This is a genomic window from Mangrovicoccus sp. HB161399 (genome assembly GCF_013184745.1).
In the GTDB taxonomy this organism is placed as follows: domain Bacteria; phylum Pseudomonadota; class Alphaproteobacteria; order Rhodobacterales; family Rhodobacteraceae; genus Mangrovicoccus.
The window spans coordinates 1-636 of the sequence record NZ_JAATVU010000299.1 but is presented as its reverse complement, the minus strand read 5'-3'; the positions used below and the strand labels follow the sequence as shown (position 1 = coordinate 636).

Annotated in this window: 2 protein-coding genes; one reads left to right on the top strand and one right to left on the bottom strand. The window is 62.1% G+C overall.

Annotated features, from left to right (window positions below):
• The coding region (locus HCC78_RS35190) for a hypothetical protein (protein ID WP_371743982.1) at window positions 1-185 on the bottom strand (185 nt) is incomplete at its 3' end.
• On the opposite strand from HCC78_RS35190, the gene HCC78_RS33010 reads away from it, so the two are divergent.
• A partial coding sequence (locus HCC78_RS33010) for a transposase (protein WP_371743981.1) occupies window positions 99-636 on the top strand: 538 nt, incomplete at its 3' end. The genes HCC78_RS35190 and HCC78_RS33010 overlap by 87 nt on opposite strands.

Sequence of the window (636 nt, the reverse complement as noted above, 5' to 3'; positions counted from 1 at the left end):
TGGCGATGATGGGTCTGCGCGCCATCTACCAGAAGCCACGCACCACGGTGCCCCATCCGGAGCACCGCAAGTATCCGTATCTGCTGCGGAACATGGTCATCGACCGCCCGGACCAGGTCTGGTGCGCAGACATTACCGTTCGGCATCTCTCTCGGACCGATGGCGTTCGATGCCTCACTCCCCATGCGGCGCGGGTTCCTGTATCTTGTGGCGATCATGGACTGGGCAACTCGCCGGGTTCTGTCTTGGCGGCTGTCGAACTCGATGGACGTCGTTCTTCGCTACGATTGATCCCCCGGATCAATCGCTTGACGCTCGAACTCTGCATCGAGGCGCTGGAAGACGCGATGCGGCTCCACGGGCGGCCCGGAATATTCCACACGGATCAGGGCTCGCAATTCACCAGTCCCCGTTTCACGGACGTGCTGCTGGACGCGAAGGTGCAGATCTCGATGGACGGCCGCGGGCGCTGGATGGACAACGTCATGATCGAGCGTCTATGGCGGTCGCTGAAGTACGAGTGCGTCTACCTGAACGCTTTCGAGACCGGGTCCGAAGCCCGCACGGGGATCGGCAGGTGGATCGTTCGGCATCTCTCTCGGACGGATCGCGTTCGACGCCTCACTCTGCAACACC